The organism is Hydrogenophaga sp. (assembly GCF_018780075.1).
Taxonomy (GTDB): Bacteria; Pseudomonadota; Gammaproteobacteria; order Burkholderiales; family Burkholderiaceae_C; genus Hydrogenophaga.
The window spans coordinates 1-19687 of record NZ_JADMKB010000108.1 but is presented as its reverse complement, the minus strand read 5'-3'; the positions used below and the strand labels follow the sequence as shown (position 1 = coordinate 19687).

Sequence of the window (19687 nt, the reverse complement as noted above, 5' to 3'; positions counted from 1 at the left end):
GCGCTGGCGCTGCGGCCCGACGTGCTGTGGCTCGACATCCGCATGCCGGGCCAGAGCGGGCTGGAAGCCGCCGCCGAACTCGCCGATGAGTGGCCCGCCGACACCCCGTTTCCCGCCATCGTCTTCGTCACCGCTTACGACCAGTACGCCGTGCAGGCTTTTGAGGCGCAGGCGGTGGACTACCTGCTCAAGCCGGTGCAGCCCGAGCGCCTGGCACGCTCGGTGCAGCGCGTGCAGCAGGTGCTGGCGCAGCGCAGCCCCGCCGACGTGGCCGCGCCGCTGGAACACACGCTGACCCAGCTGCGCGCCCTGCTCGCGCCTGCGGTGGCGGCCACGCCCAGCGAGCCGCTGCGCGTGATCCAGGCCAGTGTGGGCCAGCAGATCCGGTTGGTGCCGATCGACGAGGTGCTGGTGTTCGAGGCCGCCGACAAATACGTGCGCGTGCTGACCGCCAGCGAAGAGCTGTTGATCCGCACTCCCCTCAAAGAGCTCATTCCCCAGCTGGACGCCGGCCTGTTCTGGCAGGTGCATCGGAGTACCGTGGTGCGCGCCACCGCCATCCACAGCGTGCACCGCGACGAAGCCGGCAAGCTCAGCCTGGCACTGCGCGGGCGGCCCGAGCGGCTGGCGGTGAGCCGGCTCTGTGCGGGTCGTTTCAAGGCAATGTGAGGCCCGAGGTGCGGCGCCGGTAGCGCGCCGGGGTTTCCCCCACCCTGGCGGCGAACAGGCGCGAGAAGGTCGGCAGATCGCCGTAACCGACCGCCTCTGTGACACGGGCCAGGCTCCAGCCGCTCTCTCTGAGCAGCCGCTTGGCCTCCTCCACACGGGCCTGCTGCAGCAACACCAGAGGTGGATGCCCGCTTTCAGCCTTCACCCGGCGCAGCAGGGTTCGCGGGCTGACATGGAACGCCCGCGCCAGGCGGGCCAGATCGTAGGGTTCGGCCAACCGCGTCCGGAGCCACTGCTCCACCGACTGGGCAAATGAGGGCATGGGCAGAGGGCGCAGGCTGGCGTCCACATACGGCGCCTGCGAGGTCCGGCCATCGGACAGCAGGGCCATCCGGGCTGTGGCCGCTGCCACCCGGGCGCCGAGCGAGCGCCGCACCAACAGAAGGCTCAGATCGAACACCGAACTCACCGCCCCGGTGGTGAGCACCGCGCCGTCCTCCACCAGCACCGCGTCGGGCACCAGCCTGACCTGCGGGTAGCGCTGCACCAGCTGCGGCGCGCACAGCCAGGCCGTGGTCGCCCGTCGGCCATCAAGCAGCCCCGCCTGCGCCAGCAGGAAAGCGCCCACGCACACACCCGCCACCGCGCTGCCACTGGCAAAGGTCTTCCGAATGAAGACCAGTTCCCGCTGCAGCGGCGCCAGCCGCGCCTCCCAGTCGTCGAGCCGATCAATGTCCAGCCCCGGCACGATCAGCACATCGATGGCCGCTGCGGGCGGTTGGACCGACAGCACCAGCCCACCCGCCATGGTCACACGCCGCCCATGCAACCCCACCACCTGCAGCTCCAGCCGCATGGCCGGCGGGGTGCGCTGCGCACGTGCCAGATGGCCCGCCAGGCGCAGCACATCGACCACCGCAAAGACCTCGGCCCCCACACAACCCGGATAGGCCAGGATCGCAATGCGCAGGGTGCGGGGAAGAGATGTGGTCGGCATGGAAAGGGCTGAGTTTTCAGGCAACCGGACTGTGGCGGCATCACCATCAAAGATGGCGATACCGCCATGTTAACGATCAGGAACCCGGTTCCACAATGGGCGCGCTGTTCAAAGGAACCCACCATGCGCATCACCCAACTCCGCAACGCCACCCTGATCCTGCACCTTGGCGATCGTCATGTGCTGATCGACCCCATGCTGGCCCCACGCGGCGCCCTGCCCCCGCTGCGCCTGCTCGACGGCGTGCGCGAGCGCAACCCAACGGTGGCACTGCCCGCCGGAGCCGACGGCCTGCTGGACCAGGTGACCCACTGCCTGATCACGCACTGCCAGAAGGGCCACTTCGATCACCTTGACACCGCCGGCAAGCGCTGGCTGCGCGAGCGTCGGATTCCCGTCATCTGCACCCCACACGATGCACCGTACCTGCGCCAACGCGGCCTTCGGGTGGAGGCCCTGCCCGAGGGACACGCCGAGGGCGTGCCATTTTTGAAGGGCGGCATCCGCACAGTACGCTGCACCCACGGCCACGGTCTGGTGGGCCGGTTCATGGAGCACGGTGTGGGCTATCACATCACCCTGCCCGGCGAACCCTCGCTGTACTTGGCAGGCGACACCGTGCTCACCCCCGAGATCGAAGCTTTCGTGCAGCAGCGGCAGCCCCAGATATGCGTGGTGCCGGGCGGCGGTGCGCGCTTCGACGTGGGTGGCGACATCATCATGGGCCTGGAACAGGTGGTGGCCTTTACCCGCCTGGCACGAGGCACCGTGGTGGTCAACCACCTCGAAGCCATCAGCCACTGCCCCGTCACACGCTTGCAGTTGCGCGCGGCGGCCAACGACGCCGGGCTGGGCGCACGCCTGCGCGTGCCCGCCGACGGCGAGACGCTGGACTTCGACGCCGCCTAGAAACTGCCCGTGAACCGGTACCGCGCCGCTGGGTGCCACATCGCCGCCACCGACGCCACCTGTCCCTGCGAATGCGTCTGCCGGCGCAACACCAGGCAAGGCTCTTCGGGCGCCATGTGCAGCATCTCGGCCACGTCGCGCGGCGGGAGGCAGGCTTCGATCACGAAGCGCACGCCCTGCAGCGGCGCCACCCGCATCAGGTAGGCGTTGGGCGTCTGGCTGTTGAAGTCCATCTGCAGGTAGTCCGGCGCCACCGTCGGGTTGACATGGCGGTCTTCCACCTGGATCGGCTCGCCGTCCTCGAAGTGCACCACCACCGAATGGAACAGCGGCTGCTCGGCCTTCAGCCCGAACTGCCGCCCCAGCGCCTCGCCGGCCTTGGTGCGCTCCAGCTTGTGCAACTCGCTGCGGTGCACGTGGCCACGCGCGGCGATCTCTTCGGCAATGTTGCGGATCTCGACCAGCGTGGCCTGGTACTTCTGCTGTGCCACGTAGGTGCCCGAGCCCTGCACCCGCTCCACGATCTGCTCGTCGCTCAGCTCGCGGATCGCGCGGTTCACCGTCATGCGCGACACGCCGAAGGTGCGCGCCAGCGCCTCTTCGCCCGGGATCGCGTCGCCCTCCTGCCAGATGCCGCTCTGGATCTGCGCCAGCACATGCTGCTTCACCCGCAGGTAGGCGGGCGTGCGGTCTGCGGCGGTGGGCAGGGGGGTGGAACCGTTGTTCATAGGGTTTCTACCAGGGTGCAAACCGATGAAGTGGTATTGACAGCAGTCATTATGGCCAGATAAAGTTGTATATACATATCGAAGACAGCCATTTCGATATGTATAGCCATACCATCGAGACAGACCCGAGGAAACCGCCCATGAACACCCGCACCGCCACGGCGTCCAGCCCGCCCGTCCCCACCGCCGCCTTCCTGCGCCTGCTGGCCTACAGCAGCATCGGCCTGGTGATGTTTTTCCTGCCGCTGGAGATCGCCGGCAAGACCACCATCCTGTTCGACCACGCCGCCACCTACCTCGCCCAGCAGCAGCGCAGCCTGTCGATCGCCCTGGTGCTGGTGCTCATGGCCTGGGGCGCGGCCGCGCCCTTCGTCAAAGGCAGCTGGCGAGCCAGCACCACCACCGCCGTGTTCAGCGGGCTCAAGGTCGCGGGCCTGGTGCTGGCGCTGATGTACCTCACCGGCACCGGCCCGGCGGTGCTGTTCCAGAAGGACATGCTGCCCTTCCTGTTCGACAAGCTCGCGCTCACCGTCGGCCTGATCGTGCCGCTGGGCGCGGTGGCGCTGGCCTTCCTGGTCGGCTTCGGTCTGCTGGAGCTGGTGGGGGTGCTGATGCAGCCGGTCATGCGGCCGATCTGGCGCACGCCGGGCCACTCCGCGATTGACGCCGTCGCCTCATTCGTCGGCAGCTACTCGGTCGGCCTGCTGATCACCAACCGCGTCTACCTCGACGGCAAGTACACGGCACGCGAAGCGGCCATCATCGCCACAGGGTTCTCCACCGTCTCGGCCGCCTTCATGATCATCGTGGCCAAGACGCTGAACCTGATGGACGCGTGGAACTTCTACTTCTGGTCCACCTTCGTGATCGCCTTCGCCGTCACCGCGATCACCGCCTGGATGCCACCGATCTCGCGCATGGACAACACCGGCGGCGTGAGCGACACCCTGCCCGTCGGCCGCAACCGCTGGCAAGCCGCCTGGGACGCCGGCCTGGCCCAGGCCAACGGCGCGCCGCCGCTGTGGCGCGTGCTGCGCGACAACCTGCGCGACGGCCTCGCCATGGCCAGCGCGGTGGTCCCCACCATCCTCGCCGTCGGCCTGATCGGCCTGCTGCTGGCGCGCTACACCCCGGTGTTCGACGTGCTGGGCCTGTTGCTGCTGCCCTTCGTGTGGATCGGCGGCCTGGCCGAACCGGTCGCCACCAGCAAGGCCCTGGCCTCGGGCCTGGCCGAGATGTTCCTGCCCGCGCTGCAACTCAAGGGCGCCGACCCGGTGGTGCGCTACGTCGCCGCCGTGGTCTCGGTCAGCTCGGTGCTGTTCTTCTCCGGCTCGATCCCCTGCGTGCTGGCCACGCGCATCCCGATCTCGCTGCGCCAGATGGTCGGCGTCTGGTTCGTGCGCACCGCGCTGAGCATCCTGATGGCCGCCGGCATCGGCCACATCGCCCTCGCACAAGGCTGGATAGCCTGACCCCACACCCTTCCTCATACGCACCACTTTTCTTCAGGAGTCTCCCATGACCACCAACACCGACCCCCGCCTCGACCCCACCCGTGTCATCCGCGCCCCGCGCGGCAACACGCTGACCTGCAAGAACTGGATCGCCGAAGCCGCCTACCGCATGATCCAGAACAACCTCGACCCCGAGGTCGCCGAGAACCCGCAGCACCTCGTGGTCTACGGCGGCATCGGCCGCGCCGCGCGCGACTGGGCCTGCTTCGACCAGATCCTCGCCTCGCTGAAAGACCTGAACGACGACGAAACCCTGCTGGTGCAGTCGGGCAAGCCGGTCGGCGTGTTCAAGACCCACAGCAACGCCCCGCGCGTGCTGATCGCCAACAGCAACCTGGTGCCCAAGTGGGCCAACTGGGAACACTTCAACGAACTCGACCGCAAGGGCCTGTTCATGTACGGCCAGATGACCGCCGGCAGCTGGATCTACATCGGCAGCCAGGGCATCGTGCAGGGCACGTTTGAAACGTTCGTGGAAGCCGGCAAGCAGCACTACAACAATGACCTGTCGGGCAAATGGATCCTTACCGCCGGCCTCGGCGGCATGGGCGGAGCGCAGCCCCTGGCCGCCACACTGGCCGGCGCCTGCTCGCTCAACATCGAGTGCCAGCAGAGCAGCATCGACTTCCGCCTGCGCACGCGCTACGTCGACAAGCAGGCGCGCGACATCGACCATGCGCTCGAACTGATCCAGCAGCACACCGCCGCCAGGGAAGCCGTCTCCATCGCCCTGCTCGGCAACGCGGCCGAAGTGTTGCCCGAGCTGGTCAAGCGCGCCCAGGCCGGCGGCATCAAGCCCGACCTGGTGACCGACCAGACCTCGGCGCACGACCTCATCAACGGCTACCTGCCGGTGGGCTGGAGCGTGGCGCAATGGAAGGCCGCGCAGAAGGACCCGGCGCAACACGCCCGCCTGACCGCTGAGGCCGCACAAGGCTGCGCGGTGCACGTGCAGGCCATGCTGGACTTCCAGAGCATGGGCATTCCCACCGTGGACTACGGCAACAACATCCGCCAGGTCGCGTTCGACCAGGGCGTGCAGAACGCGTTTGATTTCCCCGGCTTCGTGCCGGCCTACATCCGCCCCATGTTCTGCGAGGGCAAAGGCCCGTTCCGCTGGGTCGCGCTCTCGGGCGACCCGGAAGACATCTACAAGACCGACGCCAAGATCAAGGAACTGTTCCCGAACAACCACCACACCCACCGCTGGCTCGACATGGCGCGTGAACGCATCGCCTTCCAGGGCCTGCCCGCGCGCATCTGCTGGCTCGGCCTGGGCGAGCGCCACATCGCTGGTCTGGCCTTCAACGAGATGGTTCGCAAAGGTGAACTGAAGGCGCCCATCGTCATTGGTCGTGACCACCTCGACACCGGCTCGGTCGCCAGCCCCAACCGCGAGACCGAGGCCATGAAGGACGGCACCGACGCCGTGAGCGACTGGCCGCTGCTCAACGCCCTGCTCAACACCGCCGGCGGCGCGAGCTGGGTCAGCCTGCACCACGGCGGCGGTGTGGGCATGGGTTACTCGCAACACTCGGGCATGGTGATCGTGGCCGACGGCAGCGACGCCGCCGCCGAACGCCTGGCGCGTGTGCTGGTGAACGACTGCGGCTCGGGCGTGATGCGCCACGCCGATGCGGGCTATGAGCTCGCCATCGCCACGGCCAAGAAGCAAGGCCTGAAACTCCCGATGGTGGCCTGAGCCCAACAACAAGACATTGACAACATGACCCACACCCTCACCCTGCAACCCGGCCAGATGAGCCTGGCCGACCTGCGCACTGTCTGGCAGCAACCGGTCGCGGTGCAGCTGGACGCCAGCGCCCACGCCGGCATCGCGGCCTCGGCCGCCGCCATCCACGCCATCGTGCACAAAGGCGATGCGGCCTACGGCATCAACACCGGCTTCGGCAAGCTCGCCAAGACGCGCATCCCCGACGATCAGCTGGAACTGCTGCAGCGCAACCTGATCCTGTCGCACTCGGTCGGCACCGGCGAACCCATGAGCGACGCCACCGTGCGCCTCGTGGTGCTGATGAAGGCCGCGAGCCTGGCGCGCGGCTACTCGGGTGTGCGCCCGGTGGTGATCGACACCCTGCTGGCCCTGCTCAACGCCGGCATCACGCCGCTGATCCCGGTCAAGGGCTCGGTCGGCGCCTCGGGCGACCTCGCGCCGCTGTCGCACATGACGCTGGCCCTGATGGGCGAAGGCGATGTGCTGGTCGGTGGCCAGCGCGTCCCGGCCGCCGCCGCGCTCAAAACCGCCGGCATCGCCCCGCTCACGCTCGCGGCCAAGGAAGGCCTGGCGCTGATCAACGGCACCCAGGTGTCGACCGCGCTCGCGCTGCACGGGCTCTTCATGGCCGAGCGCCTGCTCGAAGCCGGCACCGTGATCGGCGCGCTCTGCGTCGACGCGGCCAAGGGCAGCGACGCGCCGTTCGACCCGCGCATCCACGCCGTGCGCGGCCAGCCCGGCCAGATCGCCGTGGCCGCCGCCACACGCGCCCTGCTCGCGGGCAGCCAGATCCGCCTCTCGCACGTGGTGGACGACGAGCGCGTGCAGGACCCTTACAGCCTGCGCTGCCAGCCGCAGGTCATGGGCGCCTGCCGCGACCTCATCGCCAACGCCGCGCGCACCCTGCTGACCGAAGCCAACGCCGTCACCGACAACCCGCTGGTCTTCACCGACACCAACGAGGTGCTCTCGGGCGGCAACTTCCACGCCGAGCCGGTGGCCTTCGCGGCCGACACGCTGGCGCTGGCGATTGCCGAGATCGGCGCCATCTCCGAGCGCCGCATCGCGCTGCTGATCGACAGCACGCTCTCGGGCCTGCCGCCCTTCCTGGTGGACAACCCGGGCCTCAACAGCGGCTTCATGATCGCCCACGTCACCGCCGCCGCGCTGGCTTCGGAAAACAAGTCGCACGCCCACCCCGCCAGCGTCGACAGCCTGCCCACCAGCGCCAACCAGGAAGACCACGTGAGCATGGCCACCTACGCCGGGCGCCGCCTGGCCGAGATGGCCGACAACACCGCCACCATCCTCGGCATCGAGTGGCTGGCCGCCGCGCAGGGCGTGGACTTCCACCGCCCGCTCGCCACCTCGCCGCGCCTGGCTCAAGCGCACGCCACGCTGCGTTCCAGCGTGGCGTTCTACGACAAGGACCGCCTGTTCGCGCCCGACATCGAAGCCGCCCGCCGGCTGGTGCTGGAGGGTGCGGCCGGTGCGGCGCACCAAGACCTGTTCGCGTCGGTGTGGTCGCACTGAACGCACCATGACCACCGCGCGCAACATCACCGTCGACAGCGCCCCGGCCACACCGTGGCGCAACGGCGGTGGTGTCACGCGCGAGCTGCTGGCCTGGCCCGACCCAACGGACTGGCGGTTGCGCATCAGCGTGGCCGACATCGCCGCCGACGGGCCGTTCTCGGCCTTCCCCGGCGTGCGGCGCTGGTTCACGCTGTTGTCGGGCGACGGTGTGACGCTGGACTTCGCCGACCACCCGCTGACGCTGCGCCCCGGCGATGCGCCGCTGGCGTTTGACGGCGCTGCGGCGCCCGGCTGCCGGCTGACCAGCGGCCCGGTGCGCGACCTCAACCTCATGGTTCGCGGCGGTGCGGGCAGCATGGCCGACGTGTCGCCCGACGCCGCGTGGGCAGCCCCCGCCGGTGCCCAGGCCGGCCTGTTCGCACTCGTGGCCGGCCGTTGGTCCAGCGGCGATCAGCAGCGCGCCCTGCCAGCCCTCAGCCTGCTCTGGTTCGACGCACCGCCGCCCGGCGACTGGCGCTTCGAACCGGACATCCCTGCACCAGCCACTGGCTGGTGGCTGCACCACATTCCCGAAGGCCTGAGCCCATGACCACCACCACCCTCTGGCACAACGCCCGCATCGCCACGCTGGACCCCACCCACGGCGCCGACGGCTGGGGCCTGATCGAAGATGGCGCCCTGCTCACCACCGGCGACCAGATCACCTGGGTCGGCCCGAACCGCGCCCTGCCTTCCCATGCCCGGCCCGCTCAAGAAGTGGACCTCGGTGGTGCGCTGCTCACGCCCGGGCTGGTGGACTGCCACACCCACCTGGTGTACGGCGGCCAGCGCGCGGCCGAGTTCGAGCAGCGCCTGAACGGCGCGAGTTACGAAGCCATCGCGCGCGCGGGCGGCGGCATCCGCTCCAGCGTCGCGGCCACCCGCGCCGCCAGCGAAGACGCCCTGCTCGCCAGCGCCACGCAGCGCGCCCGCTGCCTCATGGCCGAGGGCGTGACCACGCTGGAAATCAAGTCGGGCTATGGCCTCTCGCTGGAGGCCGAAGCGCGCTGCCTGCGCGTGGCGCGCCGGCTGGGTGCCGAACAGCGCCTGGATGTCAAAACCACCTTCCTCGGCGCCCACGCCCTGCCGCCCGAATTCGAGGGCCGGCCCGATCACTACATCGACGCCGTCTGCGCCTGGCTGCCCGAGCTGCATGCGCAGGGCCTGGTGGACGCGGTCGATGCCTTCTGTGAAAACATCGGCTTCAGCCCCGCACAAACCCGCCGTGTCTTTGAAGCGGCCAAAGCCCTCGGCCTGCCCGTCAAGCTGCACGCCGAACAACTGTCCGACCAGGGTGGCGCCGCGCTCGCGGCCTCGTTCGGTGCGCTCTCATGCGACCACCTCGAACACCTGAGCGACGACGGCATCGCGGCCATGAAAGCGGCCGGCACCGTGGCCGTGCTGCTGCCGGGCGCCTATTACTTCCTGCGCGAAACCAAGCTGCCGCCGATCGCGGCGCTGCGCGCGGCCGGCGTGCCCATGGCCGTGTCCACCGACCACAACCCCGGCACCTCGCCAGGCCTGTCGCTGCTGCTCATGGCCAGCATGGCCTGCACGCTGTTCCGCCTCACGCCGCTCGAAGCGGTGCAGGGCATCACGCTGCACGCCGCGCGCGCGCTGGGTCTGCACGACCGCGGCCAGCTCACGGCCGGCCAGCGCGCCGACTTCGTGGCCTGGGACCTGGACCACCCGAACGAACTGGCCTACTGGTTTGGCCGCAACCCCTGCCGACGCGTGATCGCGGCGGGACTGGAGCGCACATGAACCCCACCGACACCTTTGAATGGCGCGGCCGCATCGACAACGAAGAACCCGGCGACAGCACCCGCTGGCACCAGCGCGTGCGCCCCGCCGAGGCCAGCGGCCAGGGCGGCGTCACGCTGATCGGCTTTGCGGTCGATGAAGGCGTGCGCCGCAACGGCGGGCGCCCCGGCGCCGCCGAGGGGCCGAGGGCGCTGCGCTCGGCGCTGGCCAACCTGCCGGTGCTGGGCGAGCCCGCGCTGTGGGACGCGGGCGATGTGCTCTGCGACGGCGGCGCGCTCGACGCCGCCCAGGCGCAACTCGGCAGCCAGGTGGCCGAGGCCATCGGGCGAGGCAGCCTGCCGCTGGTGCTGGGGGGCGGGCACGAGGTCGCCTGGGGCACTTTCCAGGGCCTGGAAAAGGCCGGGCGGCACCAGCGCCTGTTGATCATCAACCTCGATGCGCATTTCGACCTGCGCACCGCCGCCCAGGGCAACTCGGGCACGCCGTTCCGGCAGATCGCCGAGCGCTGCGAAGCCGTGGGGCAAGCTTTCAACTACCGGGTGCTGGGCATCAGCCGCTTCGCCAACACACAGGCCCTGTTTGAGCGGGCCGACCAGCTGGGTGTGCGGTACGCGCTGGACGAATCGCTGCAGTCGACCGAAGGGCTCGCGGCCGTGCGGGACACGCTGGCCGTCGATCTGGCCAGCTGCGACGCGGTGTATTTGACGGTGTGTCTGGATGTCTTGCCCGGTGGGCAGGCGCCCGGCGTCTCCGCCCCGGCGCCGCTGGGCGTGCCGCTGGCCCATGTGGAATCGCTGATCGATCAGGTGATGGCCACCGGCCGTGTGGCGGCCGCCGACATCGCCGAACTCAACCCCGGCCAGGACCGGGACGGGCTGACCGCCCGGGTGGCCGCGCGGCTGGCGGCGCGGATCGCGCGCGGCCGCCGCTGAAGGCGGCGGGCGGCACGGTCCAAGTTGCTTTCAGGGGGTCAGTCGCGACCGCGTCCGTGGCCACGGCGGTTGTCATCGTCGTCGCGGTCATAACGGTTGTAACGGTCGTCCCGATCGTGACGGTGGTCCCAGCGGCCGTGGCCGCGCCCCGGGTGCTCGCGCCAGCGCGGCGGGTAGGCATAGCCGCTCTGCACGACCACCGGTTGCGGGTAGTAGTAAGCCGGCGGCTGCTGGATCACCACCGGGCGGGGACGGTAGTACACCGGCGGGGGCTGGTGCACCACCACCGGCGGCTGGTAGTAATACGCTGGCGGCTGGTGCACCACCACCGGTGCGTTGGAGGCGCCGATCGTCACGCCGGGGCCGTTCACGCCGACCGACCAGAACACGTCACGGGCGTGCGCCTGGCTCATGCCGGCCGTCAGCGCCCAGGCACCCGCTGCCAAGCTCACCAGGGCCAGGCTGCGGGCCAGGGGCGACGTGCGCGAGAAGCTGGGAAGAAGGGTTGTCATCGTGGTTCTCCTTGTTGTGGCGCTGGGATTGAGGCGCCATGGGGAGATTAAAAACACATTCCCGGTAACCTGTACCTCACGCACGGTCAAACTCGTAGCTTTTGGTAACAGCGCCCATGCCCCTTTCCGCGACCCCGCCCCCATCCTCCTCCCCGGGTCCCCAGGACGTGCTTGATTTCTGGTTCGGCGACAGCATGGCCCGGGACTGGCCGTCCGACAACCGCAGCGCCCTCTGGTTCGGCGGCGGTGCCGAGCAAGACACCCTGATCCGCGAGCGCTTCGGGGCGCTGGTGGAGCAGGCCCTCGACGGCGGGCTGGTCGACTGGGAGCAGCAGGTCCATGAGCGCCTGGCGCTGGTGCTGCTGCTCGACCAGTTCACCCGCAACGTGCACCGGGGCCAGCCGCGCGCCTTCGCGGGCGACGGGCGGGCGCAGCGCCTGGTGATGCACACCCTGGCGCGGGGGCAAAACGAAGACCTGCCCCGGGTGGCCCGGGTGTTTCTCTACATGCCGCTGATGCACGCCGAGAGCCCGGCGCTGCAGGACGAGTGCGTGCTGCGTTTCCAGACCCTGCACAGAACCAGCCCGCCCGAGCTGCAGGCCACGCTCGCGGGCAACCTGCGCTTTGCCGAGCAACACAGCGACATCGTCCAGCGCTTCGGCCGGTTTCCGCACCGCAACGCCGCCCTCGGCCGAGCCAACACGCCGGAAGAAGACGCCTTCCTGAAAGACGGCCCGCGCTTCGGCCAGTGATAAGGTCGCGGCTCCCCAGGCCACCCTCCGCCGACCGCCCATGCCCCACACCCTGGTCATCCACGCCCACCCGCGCCCGGGCAGCTCGCTCATCACCGGCGCCATGCGCCAGGTGTTCGAGGCGCAGCCCGACACGAGCGTGCGCCCGCTCTACGACCTCTACCCCGATTTCGACATCGACGTCGCCGCCGAGCAGCGCGCCCTGCTCGCCGCCGACCTCGTGGTCTGGCTCACGCCGGTGCACTGGTACAGCGTGCCCGCGCTGATGAAACACTGGTTTGACCAGGTGCTCGCCTACGGTTGGGCCTACGGGCCGGGCGGCGAGGCCCTGCGCGGCAAAACCGCCTGGTGGGTCACCAGCGCGGGCGCCACCACCAGCGAATACGCGCCCGGCGGCAGCCACGGCCGCCCCTTCGCCGATTTCCTGCCGCCCATTGAAAACACCGCCCGCTTCTGCGGCATGCACTGGCTGCCGCCCTACGTGGTGCACGGCGGCCACGCCAACACGGTGGTGCAGGTGAGCGCCTGCTGCGGCGGTCTGCAACAGCGGCTCGAACAGCACCTGGCCGACATCACCACCGCGGGAGCCGCCGCATGACCCAGGCCATTCTTTTTCTGCTGGCCGCGCTGGTGTTCGTGCCGCTGGCGGTGCGTGCCGGGCTGGGCTCGGTGCTGGGCTACCTCGTGGCCGGCGTGGTGATCGGGCCGGTCGGCCTGGGCGTGGTGAACGACCCGACCGCCATCCTGCACGTGTCCGAACTCGGCGTGGTGCTGATGCTGTTCGTCATCGGGCTGGAGCTGGAGCCGCAACGCCTGTGGGCCATGCGCGGCGCGGTGTTCGGCGGTGGTGCGCTGCAGATGCTGCTGTGCGCCGCGCTGCTGTTCCCCGTCGGCCTGCTGGTGGGCTGGACCTGGCAGGCGGCGCTGGTCGGCTCGCTGGCGATGGCGCTCTCGTCCACGGCCATTGCCGTCGCCATCCTGCAGGAACGCAACCTGATGTCGCGCCCGGTGGGCCAGAGCGGCTTCGCCATGCTGCTGTTCCAGGACATCGCCGCGATCCCGCTGCTGGCTCTGGCCGCCGTGCTCGGCAGCGCCGCTCCCGCCGCCGAGCCGACCCACGGGGCCCACAGCGGCGGGGTGTGGCTGCAGATCGCCGCGGTGGTCGGCGTGGTGGTGTTCGGCCGGTTTGTGGCCTACCCGCTGATGCGATACATCGCGCGCATCGACGTGCGCGAGCTGTTCACCGGCTTCGCGCTGCTGCTGGTGCTGGGCGTGGCAGCGCTGATGGAGTACGTGGGCCTGTCGATGGGCCTGGGCGCCTTCCTGGCCGGCGTGCTGCTGGCCAGCTCGGAGTACCGCCACGCGCTGGAAAACGACATCCTGCCGTTCAAGGGCCTGCTGCTCGGCCTGTTCTTCATCGCGGTCGGCATGAGCATGCAGCTCGGCCTGCTGCTCTCCGCGCCGGTGCAGGTGATCGTGGGCCTGGTGGTGATCGTCGCGCTCAAGGCGCTGGGGCTGTGGCTGCTAGGCCGCGTGGTGAAGCTCGCGGGCTCGCAGCGATCGTTGCTGGCGGTGCTGCTGTCGCAGGTGGGGGAGTTCGCGTTCGTGGTGCTCGCGGCGGCCAAGGCCTCGACCGTGCTGCCCGCCGCCGACGCCGACCTGCTCACGCTGATCGCCGCGCTCTCGATGGTGAGCACACCGCTGCTGCTGATCGCCTTCGACCGCTACAGCCGCCCCGAGGCCAGCAGCCGCCTGGCCGACACCATCGACGAACCCGAGGCGCCGGTGCTGCTCGCCGGCTTCGGCCGCTACGGTCAGATCGTCGCGCGCACGCTGCTCAGCGCGGGCATCCGTCCGACCGTGATCGACCACGACGCCGACACGGTCGATTCGGCGCGGCGCTTTGGCTACAAGGTCTATTTCGGCGACGCCACCCAGCCCGACCTGCTGCACGCGGCCGGCGTGGCCCAAGCGCGCGCGGTGGTGATCGCCATCGACGACGCGGAGCAGGTCACGCGCCTGGTCCACGAGCTGCAGACGGCCCACCCCGGCCTGCCCATCGTGGCCCGGGCCTACGACTCGGTGCACGCCCAGCACCTGGCCGACGCCAAGGTGCACCACGTGCAGCGCGAGCTGCTGGAGAGCTCGTTGCGCAGCGCCCGCGCCACGCTGGAGCTGCTCGGCTTCGACCGCTTCCACGCGCGCCAGCTGGCCGACGATTTCCGCCGCCATTCCGAGAGCATGGTGAAGGCCACGCGCACCATCCGCCACGAGGGCGACGGCGACGATTACGTCAAGCGCCTGCGCGAAGCGAGGGAAGAGTTTGAGCGGCAGATGCAGGCAGACCTGCAACGCCAGCGCCAGCACGCGCCGGCAAGGGGCTGGGGCCAGCCCGATTGAGGGGGAGCCCCCAGGGGCCGTTGAATCAGCGGCCCAGCAGGTACATCAGCCCCGCGCCCACCGCCGCCGCCAGCAGCAAGGCCACGGCCAGCATCAGTTTGCCGCGGCCCTCGGGTTCGCCATCCTCCAGCGGGTCGGCCACCCACGGGGCCTCGTCCACGGTGGGCTGAAACCCCGTTTCAACCACGTCGGCGCCGCGCCGCAGCGGGCTGCCCGGCGCCGCCCAGGTGGCCCAGAGCGCGTGCGCCTGCGTGGGCACGATCGCGCCCTGCGCCACCGCCGCCTCCACGTCGCTCCAGCCCAGCTGCACTTGCACCGAGGGCAGGAACACGTCGTCCACGTGCGTGACCTCCCACTCCGACTGACCTTCCATCACGAAGGTGTCCGGATTGTCCTTTTCCATGGCCACGCAACCTCCTTTGTTCAGCTTTGAAACCAATGGTGACAATAGCGGAAACCGGCCGCCGCTGACACCCCCTTTGCATGCCCCTCGTCGGTTGCGGCGCCGGGCGGCGCGGCTTTTCGCACGCAGGGGCGGCCCCGCACCGCTGGGGGATACCCTGCTTTTCCCGCCTTCATGCGCTCGCTGCATCCCGCCCGCCAGGCACGGCATACCGTGGCCCCCGCGCTTCCTAGAATGCGCCATGACCGCCACGCCGCCGCCCCATCCCACCCTGCCCGCCCTGCTGGAACAGATCCACACCGAAGCCCAGGCCCTGTATGGCCAGGGCCGTGTGGCCGACTACATCCCCGCGCTCGGCGAGGTGGCGCCGCGCCAGTTCGGCATGGCGGTGGCGCTGTGCAACGGCGAGAGCCACACCGTGGGCGACGCGCACAAGGCCTTTTCGCTGCAGAGCATCACCAAACTCTTCACCTTCGTGCTCGCGCTCAAGCTGGTGGGCGACGACCTGTGGAAGCGCGTGGGGCGCGAGCCTTCGGGCGCGGCGTTCAACTCCATCGTGCAGTTGGAGACGGAAAACGGCATCCCGCGCAACCCCTTCATCAACGCCGGGGCGCTGGTGATCACCGACATCCTCACCAGCCGCTACGCCCACCTTGACTACGCCCTGCTCGGCGCCCTGCGCCGCCTGGTGGACGACCCCGCGCTCTACTGGAACGCCCGCATCGCCCAGAGCGAACGCGACACCGCGCACCGCAACATGGCCATGGCCTATTTCATGAAGAGCCACGGCAACTTCCGCAACGAGCCCGAGCTGGTGCTCGACAACTACTGCCGCCAGTGCGCCACCGAAATGAGCTGCGCCCAGCTCGCGCAGGCCACGATGTTCCTCGCCAACGGCGGGCGAGACCTCGGCCGCCGGGGCGAAGCGGACGAGCAGTTCCTGAGCGCCGACGACACCCGCCGCGTCAACGCCCTGCTGCTCACCTGCGGCGCCTACGACGCTGCAGGCGATTTCGCCTACCGCATCGGCCTGCCGGTGAAAACCGGCGTGGGCGGCGGCATCGTGGCGGTGGTGCCCGGCGTGGGCACGGTGGCCGTGTGGTCGCCCGAGCTCGACGCCAAAGGCAACTCGGTGCTCGGCGCGTTTGCGCTGGAGCGGCTGGTGCAGCTCACCGGCTGGGGCCACACCACGCTCTGAAAAGCATTCAGGTTGGCGGCTCCTGCCCATCGGAGGGCAGGACAAAGCCTTTGATGTGAATGGATTTTTGTGCCACCATGGCGACAATTTATCTATTCAAAAATCTATTCATGCCCACCACTCCAACCCTGAGTGAGTCCCTGCTCACCGCCCTGCGCCAGCTCGGCGGCCACGCCAGCAGCCCGCAGCTGCAAGAGCGCCTGGGCGTGAGCCAGGCCACCGTCTCCCGCGCGCTCAACGCCCTCGCCGCCACCGGCCAGGTGGTCAAGGTTGGCGCGGCGCGGGCGCAGCGCTACCTGCTGCCGCGCGAGGTGGACGGCGTGGGCCGCCGCGTGCCGGTGCACGAGGTGCTGGCCGACGGCAGCGTGCGCCCTTTCGGCACGCTGTTCCCGCTGGCCGGCGGCGGCTTCTGGATGGACGAGGCGCACGGCCGCAGCGCCTTTCACGACAGCCTGCCCTGGTTCATCTACGACATGCGGCCCCAGGGCTTTCTCGGCCGGGGCTTCGCGCAGGCCCACCCCGCGCTGCAACTGCCCGCCACGCTGCAGCACTGGAGCGACGACCACATCTTGAAAGCACTGGTCAACGCGGGCGACGACCTGCCGGGCAACCTGCTGGTCGGCACACCGGCCTTCGACCGCTTTCTGGCGCGCCGCGGCGCCGCACCGTCGGTGGGCGACGCTGAAGCCGACTACCCGCGACTCGCGCTCGAAGCCCTGGGCAGCAGCCACGCCGGCTCCAGCGCGGGCGGCGAGCAGCCCAAGTTCAGCGCCCTGCGCGACGGCCACCCGGTGCTGGTGAAGTTTTCACCTGCGGGCGACGCCCCGGCCGACCAGCGCTGGCGCGATCTGTTGATTTGCGAAGCCCTGGCCTTGCACACCCTGGCCGAGGCCGGCGTGGCCGCCGCGCCCACCGAGCTCGTGCTCGCCGCCGGCCGCGTCTTCCTGCAGAGCCGCCGTTTCGACCGCACGTTGCAGGGGCGCGTGGGCATGGTCTCGCTCGATGTGTACGACCGCCAGTACATCGGCCAGGGCACCAACTGGGTCGACACCGCGCAGCGCGTGGACATGGCCGGCGCCGACCGCCTCACCCCCGCCGACGTCGACACCCTCTGCCTGCTCGACGCCTACGGCGCCCTCATCGCCAACACCGACCGCCACCACGGCAACATCTCCCTGCTGCTGCAGGCCAACAGCTGGCAGCTCGCGCCCGCCTACGACATGCTGCCCATGCTCTACGCGCCCGTGGCCGGCGAGATCGTCCCCCGCGACTTCGCCGCCAGCCCACCCAGGCCCAGCGTGCACACGCTCGCCGTGTGGCCGCGCGCGCGCGAACTGGCCACGCGCTTCTGGCGGGCCGCCGCGTCAGACGAACGCATCAGCGCCGGGTTTCGCGCCATCGCCCAGGGCAACCAGGCCGTGGTCGAAACACTCTGATTCAGCGGCACTGCGCTACCCCGTTTGCGGGATTGCCCGGCAACTCGCAAACGGCACAATGCGGCCACCTGTCACACAAACCGCCTGAGCACATCGGCGGATGCAAACCAACATGAACAATTCACTGCGCTTTCGCAACTTCAAGGCAGCAGCGGTGCTGCTGGGCACCCTCACCGCGATCTCATTGAGCGCTTGTGCCACAGGCCCGACCGCCTCCCTGCCCACCAACCGCTCGGCTCAAATCACACACAACTGCAAACCGCAAGAATCGGTCCGTTTCTCCTGCGAGCTGCACGATCACCGGCTGTTGTCCATGTGCGCGTCGCAGGGCCTCGCAACGTACAAAGGCCTACCCAAGGACAACCCGGGCTATGCCTACTTGGTCGTCGGTACACCGGTAGGGGTGGTGCAGTACAGCTACCCCCCCAATCCCTACGACTACAAACAACACTTCTACAAAGGCGTATCCGCCCACGTCGTTCCATACCTGTTTGTCACGTCCGAAAAGGGGGAGTTCTTCTTCTTCTCAGAACAGGATGTATCCGATCCGCTAGGGGCCGGCAACTGGACGCCGGAGAATCTGCCAGAAGGCTGGTCCATCAACCAAAAAGACAAGAAACGCGCATGCGCCCGTGTGCTGGAGTTCGACAACTACTTTGCCGCGGGGGTGACGCACGATTCAGCTTGGAAGGACAAAGAGCGGGAGCGAAGTGAAGCCGAAAAAGCCAAGGCCAAACAACCATGAGCGCCAACGACCCCGGCGTTCCGGGGCTCGCCACGGCCCAGCAGCGCGCAAGAGCCGAGTCCCTGTTGGTGACAGCCTACCGCAGCGGCATCACCGATGCCAAAGAGCTCGCCAACTTCATGGGGCAGACCCAGCACGAGAGCCAGAACTTCGCTCGCCTTGAGGAGAACCTGAACTACCGGGGCTCCGTCCTGTGGGACACCTTCAAAGGTGGAGGCAAGGTACCGCCCCGCAATGGGTTGACCGAGAAAGAAGCGGGGGAGCTTGCGGCCATCGAAGACCGTCAACAGCGACACCAGGCCATAGCCAACAAGATTTATGGCGGCGAATGGGGGGAGACGGCCCTCGGGAATACCGAACCAGATGATGGCTACGAGTACCGAGGCCGTGGCTATATCCAGTTGACCGGAAGAGGCAACTACACCGATTACGGCAAAGCCACGAAGCTGGATTTGGTCAACCAGCCCGCGCTTGCAGCGAACGCGGTCAATGCCGAGAAGCTGGCAGTTCAATACTGGAAAGACGAAGTCCAGCCCAAAACCAGCGATCGAGCCAGCGTCACCGACGCTGGCTCGATCATCAACACCGGCAGGATCGGGAGAGCCGTCAAAGGCCTCGAAGACCGTCAAGCCAACGCCACCGCCTGGACCGCCGCCCTCGACAAAGGCTATCTGCAGGACGCGCTCTACCGGCACCCCGAAGCGCTGTCCCAGGTGAACGCCACCAGCCAGGAGCTGCTGAGGGACAGCGAGCGACAGGTCAGGTCGCTTGCAGACAAGCACAAGCTCCCCTGGGACCGGGGCATGGACAACACCGTCTTCGCCATCGCCCAGCAAGCCCGCGAGCATGGCATGACGAACATCACCCACCTCAAGGTGGTCGATGGACAGATTCAGTTTGCGCAGCAGGCCAAAGGCGAGCCGCTCCGGGAAAGCCAGATCGACGCCAAGGCGGCAGCCAACACCGACATCAACCAGTCGGTCACCCGCATGGTTCAAGCGGACCATGCGCCGGTCAGGAGCGCCACGCCAGCGGCGCCTGAGCTGGCCCGCACGCCGGAGCCCGCCCTCGCCCGCTGAGCCCGCCGCCCTAGAATGGGCGAATGAGTTCCAACACCCCCTCCAACGCCCCTAAAAACAACGCCAACGCGCCCGCCGCCGAAGGCGAGCACAAGGTCAGCAACTTCCTGCGCCAGATCATCGAAAACGATCTGGACAAAGGCACCTACACCCAGCGCCGCTGGGCCGGCACCCCCGGTGACGCCGCGCACCACGCCGCCGGCCAGCCCGACCCGGCCAAGATCCGCACCCGCTTCCCGCCCGAGCCCAACGGCTACCTCCACATCGGCCACGCCAAGAGCATCTGCCTGAACTTCGGCCTGGCGCGCGACTACGGCGGCGTGTGCCACCTGCGCTTTG

At 69.0% G+C, this 19687-nt stretch carries 20 protein-coding genes; 16 read left to right on the top strand and 4 right to left on the bottom strand.

Annotated elements, in window-relative coordinates:
• A partial coding sequence (locus tag IV088_RS18115) for a LytTR family DNA-binding domain-containing protein (RefSeq protein ID WP_291105110.1) occupies window positions 1-669 on the top strand: 669 nt, incomplete at its 5' end.
• Here IV088_RS18115 and IV088_RS18110 read toward each other — a convergent pair.
• On the bottom strand, window positions 656-1666 hold the full coding sequence (locus tag IV088_RS18110) for a GlxA family transcriptional regulator (RefSeq protein ID WP_291105108.1): 1011 nt from the start codon (window positions 1664-1666) through the stop codon (window positions 656-658). The two genes, IV088_RS18115 and IV088_RS18110, sit on opposite strands and share 14 nt — an antisense overlap.
• A 123-nt stretch (window positions 1667-1789) precedes the next feature.
• Here IV088_RS18110 and IV088_RS18105 point away from each other — a divergent pair, with 123 nt between their 5' ends.
• Complete coding sequence (locus IV088_RS18105; RefSeq protein ID WP_291105106.1) at window positions 1790-2575, top strand: MBL fold metallo-hydrolase; 786 nt, start codon at window positions 1790-1792, stop codon at window positions 2573-2575.
• Here the strand turns inward: IV088_RS18105 and hutC are convergent.
• Entirely contained in the window at window positions 2572-3303 is a 732-nt protein-coding gene (hutC, locus tag IV088_RS18100; RefSeq protein WP_291105103.1) for a histidine utilization repressor, read from the bottom strand. The two genes, IV088_RS18105 and hutC, sit on opposite strands and share 4 nt — an antisense overlap.
• 140 nt (window positions 3304-3443) lie before the next feature.
• On the opposite strand from hutC, the gene IV088_RS18095 reads away from it, so the two are divergent.
• The 6 genes from IV088_RS18095 to hutG are packed head-to-tail and all read left to right on the top strand — an operon-like array spanning window position 3444 to window position 10823.
• A complete protein-coding gene (locus IV088_RS18095) occupies window positions 3444-4775 on the top strand; it encodes a YjiH family protein (RefSeq protein WP_291105101.1) in 1332 nt (443 codons plus the stop codon).
• Window positions 4776-4821: 46 nt separating this feature from the next.
• Complete coding sequence (gene hutU / locus IV088_RS18090) at window positions 4822-6519, top strand: urocanate hydratase (protein ID WP_291105099.1); 1698 nt, start codon at window positions 4822-4824, stop codon at window positions 6517-6519.
• 24 nt (window positions 6520-6543) lie between these two features.
• A complete protein-coding gene (gene hutH, locus IV088_RS18085; protein WP_291105097.1) occupies window positions 6544-8085 on the top strand; it encodes a histidine ammonia-lyase in 1542 nt (513 codons plus the stop codon).
• 7 nt (window positions 8086-8092) lie between these two features.
• Window positions 8093-8677 carry a HutD family protein gene (locus IV088_RS18080; RefSeq protein WP_291105094.1) on the top strand — a complete coding sequence of 195 codons (585 nt, stop codon included), beginning with the start codon at window positions 8093-8095 and terminating at the stop codon, window positions 8675-8677.
• Window positions 8674-9891, top strand: a complete 1218-nt coding sequence (hutI, locus tag IV088_RS18075; protein WP_291105092.1) for an imidazolonepropionase — start codon at window positions 8674-8676, stop codon at window positions 9889-9891. The genes IV088_RS18080 and hutI overlap by 4 nt, the downstream gene beginning before the upstream one ends.
• Window positions 9888-10823 (top strand): formimidoylglutamase, encoded by a 936-nt coding sequence (gene hutG, locus IV088_RS18070; RefSeq protein WP_291105090.1) that lies wholly within the window; start codon window positions 9888-9890, stop codon window positions 10821-10823. Before hutI ends, hutG begins: the two co-directional genes overlap by 4 nt.
• 38 nt (window positions 10824-10861) lie before the next feature.
• On the opposite strand, the gene IV088_RS18065 is transcribed toward hutG, so the two are convergent.
• Window positions 10862-11335, bottom strand: coding sequence for a hypothetical protein (locus IV088_RS18065; protein ID WP_291105088.1), 474 nt, complete (start codon window positions 11333-11335; stop codon window positions 10862-10864).
• 167 nt (window positions 11336-11502) lie between these two features.
• On the opposite strand from IV088_RS18065, the gene IV088_RS18060 reads away from it, so the two are divergent.
• From IV088_RS18060 to IV088_RS18050, 3 genes are read left to right on the top strand one after another with little or no spacing between them, the layout of a single operon-like run.
• A complete protein-coding gene (locus IV088_RS18060) occupies window positions 11503-12087 on the top strand; it encodes a DUF924 family protein (RefSeq protein WP_291105085.1) in 585 nt (194 codons plus the stop codon).
• Window positions 12088-12127: 40 nt separating this feature from the next.
• Window positions 12128-12685, top strand: coding sequence for an NAD(P)H-dependent oxidoreductase (locus IV088_RS18055; protein ID WP_291105082.1), 558 nt, complete (start codon window positions 12128-12130; stop codon window positions 12683-12685).
• Complete coding sequence (locus IV088_RS18050) at window positions 12682-14487, top strand: monovalent cation:proton antiporter-2 (CPA2) family protein (protein WP_291105080.1); 1806 nt, start codon at window positions 12682-12684, stop codon at window positions 14485-14487. Before IV088_RS18055 ends, IV088_RS18050 begins: the two co-directional genes overlap by 4 nt.
• A 25-nt stretch (window positions 14488-14512) precedes the next feature.
• Here the strand turns inward: IV088_RS18050 and IV088_RS18045 are convergent, their stop codons facing one another.
• On the bottom strand, window positions 14513-14890 hold the full coding sequence (locus IV088_RS18045) for a hypothetical protein (protein WP_291105078.1): 378 nt from the start codon (window positions 14888-14890) through the stop codon (window positions 14513-14515).
• A 241-nt stretch (window positions 14891-15131) separates the two neighbouring features.
• On the opposite strand from IV088_RS18045, the gene IV088_RS18040 reads away from it, so the two are divergent.
• The 5 genes from IV088_RS18040 to IV088_RS18020 form a co-directional block, all read left to right on the top strand.
• Entirely contained in the window at window positions 15132-16088 is a 957-nt protein-coding gene (locus IV088_RS18040) for a glutaminase (RefSeq protein ID WP_291105075.1), read from the top strand.
• Window positions 16089-16198: 110 nt separating this feature from the next.
• Entirely contained in the window at window positions 16199-17524 is a 1326-nt protein-coding gene (gene yjjJ, locus IV088_RS18035) for a type II toxin-antitoxin system HipA family toxin YjjJ (RefSeq protein WP_291105073.1), read from the top strand.
• A gap of 112 nt (window positions 17525-17636) precedes the next feature.
• Entirely contained in the window at window positions 17637-18269 is a 633-nt protein-coding gene (locus tag IV088_RS18030) for a hypothetical protein (protein ID WP_291105071.1), read from the top strand.
• The gene (locus IV088_RS18025; RefSeq protein WP_291105069.1) at window positions 18266-19348 is read left to right on the top strand and encodes a glycoside hydrolase family 19 protein; all 1083 of its coding nucleotides are present in this window, start codon (window positions 18266-18268) and stop codon (window positions 19346-19348) included. The genes IV088_RS18030 and IV088_RS18025 overlap by 4 nt, the downstream gene beginning before the upstream one ends.
• A gap of 23 nt (window positions 19349-19371) precedes the next feature.
• The coding region (locus IV088_RS18020; protein ID WP_291105067.1) for a glutamate--tRNA ligase family protein at window positions 19372-19687 on the top strand (316 nt) is incomplete at its 3' end.

Coding starts and splice junctions, on each gene's coding strand:
- IV088_RS18110 (WP_291105108.1), bottom strand. CDS start 1,666: ATGCCGACCACATCTCTTCCCCGCACCCTGCGCATTGCGATCCTGGCC.
- IV088_RS18105 (WP_291105106.1), top strand. CDS start 1,790: ATGCGCATCACCCAACTCCGCAACGCCACCCTGATCCTGCACCTTGGC.
- hutC (WP_291105103.1), bottom strand. CDS start 3,303: ATGAACAACGGTTCCACCCCCCTGCCCACCGCCGCAGACCGCACGCCC.
- IV088_RS18095 (WP_291105101.1), top strand. CDS start 3,444: ATGAACACCCGCACCGCCACGGCGTCCAGCCCGCCCGTCCCCACCGCC.
- hutU (WP_291105099.1), top strand. CDS start 4,822: ATGACCACCAACACCGACCCCCGCCTCGACCCCACCCGTGTCATCCGC.
- hutH (WP_291105097.1), top strand. CDS start 6,544: ATGACCCACACCCTCACCCTGCAACCCGGCCAGATGAGCCTGGCCGAC.
- IV088_RS18080 (WP_291105094.1), top strand. CDS start 8,093: ATGACCACCGCGCGCAACATCACCGTCGACAGCGCCCCGGCCACACCG.
- hutI (WP_291105092.1), top strand. CDS start 8,674: ATGACCACCACCACCCTCTGGCACAACGCCCGCATCGCCACGCTGGAC.
- hutG (WP_291105090.1), top strand. CDS start 9,888: ATGAACCCCACCGACACCTTTGAATGGCGCGGCCGCATCGACAACGAA.
- IV088_RS18065 (WP_291105088.1), bottom strand. CDS start 11,335: ATGACAACCCTTCTTCCCAGCTTCTCGCGCACGTCGCCCCTGGCCCGC.
- IV088_RS18055 (WP_291105082.1), top strand. CDS start 12,128: ATGCCCCACACCCTGGTCATCCACGCCCACCCGCGCCCGGGCAGCTCG.
- IV088_RS18050 (WP_291105080.1), top strand. CDS start 12,682: ATGACCCAGGCCATTCTTTTTCTGCTGGCCGCGCTGGTGTTCGTGCCG.
- IV088_RS18045 (WP_291105078.1), bottom strand. CDS start 14,890: ATGGAAAAGGACAATCCGGACACCTTCGTGATGGAAGGTCAGTCGGAG.
- IV088_RS18040 (WP_291105075.1), top strand. CDS start 15,132: ATGACCGCCACGCCGCCGCCCCATCCCACCCTGCCCGCCCTGCTGGAA.
- yjjJ (WP_291105073.1), top strand. CDS start 16,199: ATGCCCACCACTCCAACCCTGAGTGAGTCCCTGCTCACCGCCCTGCGC.
- IV088_RS18030 (WP_291105071.1), top strand. CDS start 17,637: ATGAACAATTCACTGCGCTTTCGCAACTTCAAGGCAGCAGCGGTGCTG.
- IV088_RS18025 (WP_291105069.1), top strand. CDS start 18,266: ATGAGCGCCAACGACCCCGGCGTTCCGGGGCTCGCCACGGCCCAGCAG.